We start from the raw sequence: 9,632 nt of genomic DNA on the forward strand, positions 1-9,632 counted from the left end.
CCGCGACCCGTACCGCGCACCAGGTACGGGCGGTGCCCGGACCGTCCGTGAGCTGGCGGGTGCTCGTCGTGGAGCCGCACGCGGACGACGCCGAGTCCCTGGTCAGGGGATTGCGGCGGCACGGGCACGAGGTCGTCTCGGTGGCGACCGGCGGCGCGGCCCTGCAACTGTACGAGGACGCCGACCTGGTGCTGCTCGACCTGGACCTGCCCGACCTGGACGGCCTGGAGGTCTGCCGGAGCATCAGGTCCGTCTGCGACGTGGCGGTGATCGCGGTCACCGCCCGGGGCACCGAACTCGACCGGGTGCTCGGCCTGCAGGCCGGGGCCGACGACTACCTCGTCAAGCCGTACGGCTTCCGCGAGCTGATGGCCCGGATGGACGCGGTCATGCGCCGCGCCCGCCCCGAGCCGGCCTCGGCCCGGGTCGTCTCCTGCGGCCCGCTGCGGATCGACGCCGGTTCGCGGGAGGTTCGGCTGAGTGGACGTCATATAGATGTCACGCGTAAGGAGTTCGACGTCCTGTACCTGCTGGCGTCCCACCCGGACATCGTCATCACCCGCAAGCGGCTGATGCAGCAGGTGTGGGGTGACACGTGGTCCCGGCGGACGGTCGACACCCACGTCAGCAGCCTCCGTACGAAGCTGGGCGCCAAGGAGTGGATCGTCACCGTGCGCGGTGTCGGCTTCCGGCTGGGCCTGGGCAACCCGTCCGCCACGCAGTCCGGAAGCACGGCATGACCGGCACCTGCGAGGGCCACGAGTGCCGGGTGCGGGAGGCGGGTGGGCGTGCGGCGGGGCGTACCGCGGCCGGGTACCGGCTGTGCGGCGCCTGCCACCGCCGGCTGACGCTGGGCATCAGGCAACTGCCCGACCTGTACCGGGACTGCGAGCAGGTGCTCGGCGGGGCGTCCGTCAAGGGGCTGCGGGAGCGGACCTCCGGTGGCCCGTTGCCCGGTGCCCCGTTCAACGCCGCCGCAGCCGAGGCACGCGCCGCCATCATGGGCGTACTCGGCGCCTGGAGCGGCCTGGTGGCGCAGGAACGGCGGGTCGCGCCGCCGCAGCGCACGATCGGCACGCTCTCGGTGTTCCTGCTGCGGCACACGGACTGGCTCGCCGGGCACCCGGCCGCCGCCGAGGCCACCCGTGAGGTGGCCCGGCTGGTCGTCAAGGCCCGCCGGGTGGCCCATCCCGAGCAGGTCCGCCGGATCGCCCTCGGCGCGTGCGTGGAGCCCGGTTGCGACGGCCGGCTGTTCGGGACGGTGCCGGTCGGCGTACCGGGCTCACATCCGGCCGTACGGTGCGACGCCGATCCGCTGCACGTCTGGGCCGGACACCAGTGGACGCAGCTCCGCCGCCTCATCGGAGGCGTGAGCACCGCGAACACGGCGAGCACCGCGAGTACGGCCGGTACGGCGAAGGCGGCCGACGCCGCCCCCGCGGCAGCCGCCGACCGCTGGCTGACCGCCACCGACATCTCGCGGCTGTGGAACACCCCGGTCGGCACCGTCTACCGGCTGGCCAGTGAGCAGCGCTGGCGCCGGCACCACCGGTCCGGCCGTACCTACTACTCGGAGGCTGACGCGCACGAGTGCTTCAGCCGCCGCGCCGAGCGGTCCCGGCAGGGCTGACGCCCGACCGGCGCCCGCCGCCGGAATGCCCCGGACCCCCGCCCGGAATGCCCCGGGCCGGATGGCCCGGCTCTCCGCCCCGGAGTTCCCGGTCGGCGTTCGGTCCGGCATTCCCGGGCCCGCGCCCCGGCCCGGCATTCCCGGGCCTCCGCCCAGCAGTTCCCGACCGTCCTGCGGTCCGTCACAAGGAGCCAACGATGCACAGCACCTTGATCGTGGCGCGCATGCTGCCGCAATCCGCCGAGGAAGTGGCCCGGATCTTCGGGGAATTCGACCGGACCGAGATGCCCCACCTGATGGGCACCCGCCGCCGGGAGCTGTTCTCCTACAACGGCCTCTACTTCCACTTGCAGGACTTCGACACCGAAGCCGGCAACACGACCATCGAAGAGACCAAGAACCACCCGCTGTTCGTGCAGGTCAGCGACGACCTGAAGCCGTACATCGAGGCCTACAACCCGGCGACATGGCGTTCGCCGAAGGACGCGATGGCCACCCGTTTCTATCACTGGTCCAAGTCTGAGTGACGATTCGGCTGCCCGAAGGCGTCCGGACAACTCAGGAAACCCGAAATCCCGAAGGGAGCGGCGTCCACATGGGACGGCGAGTGGTGATAACCGGCATAGGGGTCGTGGCGCCGGGGGGCGTCGGCGTGAAGGACTTCTGGAGTCTGCTGAGCGACGGCCGGACCGCGACAAGAGGCATCACGTTTTTCGATCCCACCCCGTTCCGTTCCCGCGTGGCGGCCGAGGTCGATTTCGACCCGGAGGCCCAGGGACTGAGCCCGCAGGAGATCCGTCGCATGGACAGGGCCGCGCAGTTCGCGGTCGTCACTGCGGCCGAGGCGCTGGCGGGCAGCGGGCTGGAGGCGTCCGACCTGGACCCGTACCGGACCGGAGTGACCGTCGGCAGTGCCGTCGGCGCCACGATGGGCCTGGACCAGGAGTACCGCGTCACCAGTGACGGCGGACGGCTGGACCTCAACGACTACCGGTACGCGGTACCGCACCTGTACGACTACTTCGTACCCAGCTCCTTCGCGAGCGAGGTGGCCTGGGCCACCGGCGCCGAAGGCCCGGCGACGGTGGTCTCCACCGGCTGCACCTCGGGCCTGGACTCGGTCGGCTACGCGACCGAGCTGATCCGCGAGGGCAGCGTCGACGTGATGATCGCGGGCGCCACCGACGCCCCGATCTCCCCGATCACGGTGGCCTGCTTCGACGCCATCAAGGCGACCACCTCGCGCAACGACGACCCGGAGCACGCCTCCCGGCCGTTCGACAAATCCCGCAACGGGTTCGTGCTCGGCGAGGGCTCGGCCATGTTCGTACTGGAGGAGTACGAGCGGGCCAAGGCGCGCGGCGCGCACATCTACTGCGAGATCGCCGGCTACGCCACCCGGTCCAACGCCTTCCACATGACCGGACTGCGCCCCGACGGCCTGGAGATGGCCGAGGCCATCCGCACCGCCCTGGGCGAGGCGAAGATGAACGCCGACGAGATCGACTACGTCAACGCGCACGGCTCCGGCACCAAGCAGAACGACCGCCACGAGACCGCGGCGGTCAAGCGGATCCTCGGCGACCATGCCTACCGGACCCCGATGAGCTCCATCAAGTCGATGGTCGGGCACTCGCTCGGCGCGATCGGCTCGATCGAGATCGCCGCGTCCGCGCTGGCCATCGAGAACAACCTGGTCCCGCCGACCGCCAACCTGCACGAGCCGGACCCGGAGTGCGACCTGGACTACGTACCGCTCAAGGCCAGGGAGCACCGGACGGACGCCGTGCTCACGGTCGGCAGCGGCTTCGGCGGCTTCCAGAGCGCCATGGTGCTGCGGAGGGTCGCGTGAGTACCTCGGTGGTCGTCACAGGAGTCGGGGTGACCGCGCCCAACGGGCTCGGCACCGAGGAGTTCTGGGCCGCGACCCGGGACGGACGCAGCGGCATCGGACCGGTCAAGCGGTTCGACGCCGAGGGATACCCCGCCAAGCTCGCCGGGGAGGTGCCCGGCTTCGTGGCCGTGGACCACCTGCCGGGACGGCTGATCCCGCAGACCGACCACATGACCCGGCTTGCCCTGGTCGCCGCCGACTGGGCGCTGGAGGACGCGGGCGTCACGCCGGACGAGTGGGAGCAGTTCGACATGGGCGTCGTCACCGCCAGCTCCTCGGGCGGTTTCGAGTTCGGCGGCAACGAGCTGCAGAAGCTGTGGAGCAAGGGCGGGCAGTACGTCTCCGCGTACCAGTCCTTCGCCTGGTTCTACGCGGTCAACACCGGTCAGATCTCGATCCGCAACGGTATGAAGGGCCCCAGCGGGGTGGTCGTCTCCGACCAGGCGGGCGGCCTCGACGCCGTCGCGCAGGCACGGCGGCAGATCCGCAAGGGCAGCCGGCTGATCGTCTCCGGCGGGGTGGACGGCTCGATCTGCCCGTGGGGCTGGATCGCCCAGATCGCCGCCGGGCGGCTGAGCACCAGCGACGACCCGGACGTGGCCTTCCGCCCGTTCGCCGCCGACGCCACCGGGTACGTCCCCGGCGAGGGCGGGGCGCTGCTCATCCTGGAGGACGCCGCGTCCGCCAGGGCCCGCGGCGCCAAGGTGTACGGCGAGATCGCGGGGTACGGATCCACGTTCGATCCACGGCCGGGCAGCGGCCGGGAGCCCGGCCTGAAGCGCGCCATCGAGATCGCGCTGGCCGACGCCGAGCTGGCCCCGTCCGACATCGACGTGGTCTTCGCCGACGCCGCCGCAGTACCGGAGCTCGACCGGATCGAGGCCGCCGCGATCAGCGGTGTTTTCGGGCCCCGCGGGGTGCCGGTCACCGCGCCCAAGACGATGACCGGCCGGCTGTACTCCGGCGCCGCCTCGCTCGACACTGCCGCCGCGCTGCTGTCGATCAGGGACGGGGTCATCCCGCCCACCACCAATGTCGCCCCTGCCCCCGAGTACGACCTCGACCTCGTCACCGGCCAGGCCCGTACGGCCACCGTCGACGCGGCCCTGGTGCTCGCCCGCGGTTACGGCGGCTTCAACTCCGCGATGGTCGTGCGCCGCGTCGCCGAGTGAAACCGGACCCGCCGGAGCCACCCGTCCGGCGGGCCCACCCCACCACACCAGAAGGGACCGAGATGGCCGGCATGGAACTCACCATCGATGACCTCAAGCGCATCCTGCGCGAAGCGGCCGGCGAGGAAGAGGGAATCGACCTCGACGGCGACATCCTCGACCTGACCTTCGAGGACCTCGGCTACGACTCGCTGGCCCTGCTGGAGACCGGCAGCCGGATCGAGCGCGAGCACGGGATCGAGCTGGAGGACACCACGATCACCGTCGCCGAGACGCCGCGTGCCCTGCTCGCGGTCGTCAACGAGCAGCTCGCCGCGGAGCACGCGGCCTGAGCTGGCTCCGCCCACACGGTGCCGCCGCCGCGCTCCCGAGGAGCGGCGGCGGCACCGACCAGCAGTCAAGGGACACGAGTCGGAGGAGTAGGCATGTCGACACAAGGGCAGCGGGTCGCTCTCGTCACCGGGGCCACCAGCGGAATCGGACTCGCCGTCACCAGGAACCTGGCGGCCCAGGGCCACCAGGTCTTCATCTGCGCGCGCACCGCGGAGAGCGTGGACGTGACGGTCAAGGAACTGCGGGCCGAGGGCCTGGACATCGACGGCAGCGCCTGCGACGTCAAGTCCCCGACCGACATCAAGGCGTTCGTGCTGGCCGCCGTGGAGCGGTTCGGCCCGGTGGATGTCCTGGTCAACAACGCGGGCCGCAGCGGCGGCGGCGTCACCGCCGACATCGACGACGAACTCTGGTACGACGTCGTCAACACCAACCTCAACAGCGTCTTCCTGATGACCCGCGAGGTGCTGAACACCGGCGGGATGCGCTACCGCGACCGCGGGCGCATCATCAACATCGCCTCCACCGCGGGCAAGCAGGGCGTCGTGCTCGGCGCGCCGTACTCCGCCTCCAAGCACGGCGTGGTCGGCTTCACCAAGGCGCTCGGCAACGAGCTGGCCCCGACCGGCATCACCGTGAACGCGGTCTGCCCCGGCTACGTCGAGACTCCGATGGCACAGCGGGTCCGGCAGGGCTACGCGGCGGCGTACTCGACCTCCGAGAACGAGATCCTGCAGAAGTTCCAGTCGAAGATCCCGCTCGGCCGCTACTCCACCCCGGAGGAGGTCGCGGGTCTGGTCGGCTACCTGGCCACTGACACCGCCGCCTCGATCACCGCGCAGGCCATCAACGTCTGCGGCGGCCTCGGCAACTTCTGACATCGGGCGCACCGCCGCCCACCGGCGCAACGGTCCACCGCGCAGCGCCCACCGCCCACCGCACCCAAAGGCAGCCACCCGCGTAACTCGCGTGAGGGGAACGAGCATGACGCAGACAGGCCACCGTGAGGTGGAACACGAGATCACGATCAGCGCGCCGGCCGACGCGGTCTACCGGCTCATCGCCGAGGTGGAGAACTGGCCGCGGATCTTCCCGCCGACGGTCTACGTCGACCACGTCGAGCGGTCCGAGAACGAGGAGCGGATCCGGATCTGGGCCACCGCCAACGGCACGGCCAAGAACTGGACCTCACGCCGGGTACTGGACCCCTCCGACCTGCGGATCGAGTTCCGCCAGGAGGTCTCCGCCCCGCCGGTCGCGGCGATGGGCGGCACCTGGATCATCGAGCCGCTGGCGGCCGGCGAGTCCCGGGTGCGGCTGCTGCACGACTACCGGGCCATCGACGACGACCCCGACGACCTGAAGTGGATCGACGAGGCGGTGGACCGCAACAGCCGGTCCGAGCTGGCGGCGCTGAAGACCAACGTCGAACTGGCCGTCTCCTCCGAGGACCTGCTGTTCTCCTTCGCCGACACGGTACGCATCAACGGTTCGGCCAAGGACGTCTACGACTTCATCAACGAGGCGCACCTGTGGAAGGACCGGCTGCCGCACGTGGCCCGGGTCTCGCTGGAGGAGGAGACGCCCGGACTGCAGATCCTGGAGATGGACACCCTCACGAAGGACGGCTCGTCGCACACCACGAAGTCGGTCCGGGTGACCTTCCCGCACCAGCGGATCGTCTACAAGCAGATCACCGTGCCCGCGCTGATGACGCTGCACACCGGCTACTGGCTGTTCGAGGAGGACGGGGACGGCCTCAACGCCACCTCGCAGCACACCGTGGTGCTCAACACCGCGAACATCACCAAGATCCTCGGCGAGGACGCCGGAGTGCCGGAGGCGAAGGCGTTCGTGCAGAACGCGCTGAGCACCAACAGCCGCGCGACTCTCGGCTACGCCAAGGACTACGCGGAAGGCCGGCGGTGAGATGGGCGGTACAGACAAGGACACGCAGGTCATCGTCGTCGGGGCCGGGCCGGTCGGCCTGATCCTGGCCGGCGAGCTGCGCCTGGGCGGGGCCGAGGTGATCGTGCTGGAGCGGCTCGCCGAGCCGACCACCGAGTCCCGGGCCTCCACGCTGCACGCCCGCACCATGGAGATCCTGGACCAGCGCGGCCTGCTGGAGAGCCTCGGCACCCCGCCGAACGACCCGATGGGCCACTTCGGCGGCCTCCCGCTGGACCTGGGCGAGCCCAGCACCCGCTACCCCGGCCAGTGGAAGGTCCCGCAGGCCACGGTCGAGGCGCTGCTCGCGGCCTGGGCGACCGGGCTCGGCGCGGAGCTGCGCCGCCGCCACGAGCTGCTGGGCCTGACCGCCACCGACGACGGCGTCGAGGTCGAGGTCGCCACGCCCGAGGGCGTCACCCGGCTGACCGCCGACTACCTGGTCGGCTGCGACGGCGAGGAGAGCACGGTACGGGGTCTGGCCGGCTTCGCGTTCCCCGGCTCCGACGCCACCAAGGAGCTGCTGCGCGCCGACGTGCTGGGCCTGGACATCCCCAACCGGCGCTTCGAGCGGCTGCCCGGCGGCGTGGCCATCGCCGCCACCCGCGACGGCGTCACCCGGGTCATGGTGCACGAGTTCGGCCGGGAGGTACGGCCGCGCTCCGGCGACCCGGAGCTCGCCGAGATCGCCGAGGTCTGGGCGCGGGTCACCGGCGAGGACATCAGCGGGGGCACGCCGACCTGGCTCAACGCGTTCGGCAACACCAGCCGGCAGGCGGCCTCGTACCGCCTGGGCCGGGTGCTGCTGGCCGGGGACGCCGCGCACCGGCAGATGCCGGTCGGCGGCCAGGCGCTCAATCTCGGACTGCAGGACGCGGTCAACCTCGGCTGGAAGCTGGCCGCGGAGGTCACCGGGCGCGCGCCGGACGGCCTGCTGGACACGTACCACACCGAACGGCACGCGGTGGGACGGCGGGTGCTGGCCAACATCGAGGCCCAGACCGTCATCCTCTTCGGCGGCCAGGAGGTCGAGTCGGTCCGCGCCACCACCGGCGAGCTGATCGAGCGGATCCCGGTGGTACGAGGTCACCTCGCGGGCATGATCAGCGGCCTGGACATCCGGTACGAGCGCAACGGCCACCCGTTGACCGGCGCCCGCGTACCGCACATCGAGCTGGAGACCGCTGACGGGCCGACCAGCACCACGGCTCTGCTGCGGTCCGGGCGCGGAGTGCTGCTCGACCTGTCGGGCGACGCCAGGCGGCGGGCCAAGCTCGAACGCGTCGTCACCGGCTGGGCGGGCCGGGTGGACGTGGTGCCGGCCACGGCCGCGCCCGGCACGGTCCTGGACGGCGCCAAGTCGGTGCTGCTGCGGCCGGACGGCCATGTCGCCTGGGCCGTCGCCCGCGCGACCGATCCCACCCCGGCGGTGAAGCGCTGGTTCGGCGCCGAGCAGGCCGAATCCGTGACGTCCGAGGCGACGCCCGAAGCCGTTGCGCCCGAGGCAGCCACGCCCAGGGCCGCGACGCCCGAAGCCGCACCCGAAGCCGCGCCCGCCGCGACCTCCGAGGCTCCGCGCGACGACGCAACGCCCACACCAACGCCAACCCGAGCAGAGAGGGGCGCCTCCGTGCCCAGCAAAGCCAAGGCAGTCGTTCCGGCCATGAATTCCAGCAAGGTGCAGAACTGCGATGTCCTGATCGTCGGCTCGGGCCTGGCGGGCTCGGTGAGCGCTTCGATCCTGGCCCGCAACGGCGCCAACGTGGTGCTCGTCGACGCCGCCACCCACCCCCGGATGGCGATCGGCGAGTCGATGACCCCGCAGCTCATCGAGTGGCTGCACATCCTGGCCACCCGGTTCGACATCCCCGAGCTGCACCACCTCCTGGACGTCAAGGCCGTGCTGAAGAACATCGGCCCCTTCCACGGTAAGAAGCAGTCCTTCGGCTTCATCAAGCACGACGTGGGCAAGGAGCCCGACCCGCGTGAGGCGACCCAGTTCGTCATCCCGAAGATCCTCACCGAGGCCAGCCACCTGTTCCGGCAGGACACCGACTCCCACTTCTTCCACGTGGCCGCCAAGTACGGCACCACGACGCGGCAGAACTGGCGCGTCGCGGACCTGGACTTCGACGACGACGGCGTGACCGTGACCGGTCAGAACGGCGAGGTCTTCCGGGCGCGTTACCTGATCGACGCCTCCGGCTTCCGGTCGCTGCTGGCCGAGAAGATGGAACTGCGCGAGCAGCCGGCCCGCTTCAAGCACCACTCGCGGTCGCTGTTCACGCACTACATCGGTGTCAAGCCGTTCGACGACGTCAGCCACCACCCGCAGAGCCTGCGCCCGCCGAAGGTCTCGCCGTGGAACGGCGGCACCCTGCACCACCTCATCGAGCGCGGCTGGTTCTGGATCATCCCCTTCAACAACGTGGAGGGCTCCAAGAACCCGGTGTGCAGCGTCGGCCTCACCTTCGACGAGCGGGTCTACCCCAAGCCGAAGGACATGACGCCGGACGAGGAGTTCAACAAGTACCTGGACATGTACCCGGCGGTGAAGCGCCAGTTCGAGGGCGCCAAGCGGGTGCGTGAGTGGGTCTCCACCGACCGCCTCCAGTACAGCTCCAAGCAGTCCATCGGCTACCGCTGGTGCCTGATG

At 71.0% G+C, this 9,632-nt stretch carries 9 protein-coding genes; all 9 read left to right on the forward strand.

Going from position 1 to position 9,632, the window contains the following annotated elements; translation table 11 throughout:
• Positions 1 to 32 precede the first annotated feature (32 nt).
• Positions 33 to 740, forward strand: a complete 708-nt coding sequence (locus tag VIW71_RS19585) for a response regulator transcription factor (RefSeq protein WP_414720786.1) — start codon at positions 33 to 35, stop codon at positions 738 to 740.
• Positions 737 to 1,630, forward strand: a complete 894-nt coding sequence (locus VIW71_RS19590) for a hypothetical protein (protein ID WP_331623662.1) — start codon at positions 737 to 739, stop codon at positions 1,628 to 1,630. The genes VIW71_RS19585 and VIW71_RS19590 overlap by 4 nt, the downstream gene beginning before the upstream one ends.
• A 197-nt stretch (positions 1,631 to 1,827) precedes the next feature.
• Positions 1,828 to 2,157 (forward strand): TcmI family type II polyketide cyclase, encoded by a 330-nt coding sequence (locus VIW71_RS19595; RefSeq protein WP_331623663.1) that lies wholly within the window; start codon positions 1,828 to 1,830, stop codon positions 2,155 to 2,157.
• Positions 2,158 to 2,225: 68 nt separating this feature from the next.
• Positions 2,226 to 3,482 (forward strand): beta-ketoacyl-[acyl-carrier-protein] synthase family protein, encoded by a 1,257-nt coding sequence (locus VIW71_RS19600; RefSeq protein WP_331623665.1) that lies wholly within the window; start codon positions 2,226 to 2,228, stop codon positions 3,480 to 3,482.
• On the forward strand, positions 3,479 to 4,696 hold the full coding sequence (locus VIW71_RS19605; protein ID WP_331623666.1) for a ketosynthase chain-length factor: 1,218 nt from the start codon (positions 3,479 to 3,481) through the stop codon (positions 4,694 to 4,696). The genes VIW71_RS19600 and VIW71_RS19605 overlap by 4 nt, the downstream gene beginning before the upstream one ends.
• 62 nt (positions 4,697 to 4,758) lie before the next feature.
• Positions 4,759 to 5,028 (forward strand): acyl carrier protein, encoded by a 270-nt coding sequence (locus VIW71_RS19610; RefSeq protein ID WP_331623667.1) that lies wholly within the window; start codon positions 4,759 to 4,761, stop codon positions 5,026 to 5,028.
• 93 nt (positions 5,029 to 5,121) lie between these two features.
• Entirely contained in the window at positions 5,122 to 5,907 is a 786-nt protein-coding gene (locus VIW71_RS19615; protein ID WP_331623668.1) for a 3-oxoacyl-ACP reductase, read from the forward strand.
• Between the two features lie 106 nt (positions 5,908 to 6,013).
• The gene (locus tag VIW71_RS19620; protein WP_331623669.1) at positions 6,014 to 6,958 is read left to right on the forward strand and encodes an aromatase/cyclase; all 945 of its coding nucleotides are present in this window, start codon (positions 6,014 to 6,016) and stop codon (positions 6,956 to 6,958) included.
• 1 nt (position 6,959) lies between these two features.
• A partial coding sequence (locus VIW71_RS19625) for an FAD-dependent monooxygenase (protein WP_331623670.1) occupies positions 6,960 to 9,632 on the forward strand: 2,673 nt, incomplete at its 3' end.

It is taken from the genome of Streptomyces sp., assembly GCF_036524955.1.
GTDB lineage: Bacteria > Actinomycetota > Actinomycetes > Streptomycetales > Streptomycetaceae > Actinacidiphila.

Coding starts and splice junctions, on each gene's coding strand:
- VIW71_RS19620 (WP_331623669.1), top strand. CDS start 6,014: ATGACGCAGACAGGCCACCGTGAGGTGGAACACGAGATCACGATCAGC.
- VIW71_RS19610 (WP_331623667.1), top strand. CDS start 4,759: ATGGCCGGCATGGAACTCACCATCGATGACCTCAAGCGCATCCTGCGC.
- VIW71_RS19595 (WP_331623663.1), top strand. CDS start 1,828: ATGCACAGCACCTTGATCGTGGCGCGCATGCTGCCGCAATCCGCCGAG.
- VIW71_RS19600 (WP_331623665.1), top strand. CDS start 2,226: ATGGGACGGCGAGTGGTGATAACCGGCATAGGGGTCGTGGCGCCGGGG.
- VIW71_RS19615 (WP_331623668.1), top strand. CDS start 5,122: ATGTCGACACAAGGGCAGCGGGTCGCTCTCGTCACCGGGGCCACCAGC.
- VIW71_RS19590 (WP_331623662.1), top strand. CDS start 737: ATGACCGGCACCTGCGAGGGCCACGAGTGCCGGGTGCGGGAGGCGGGT.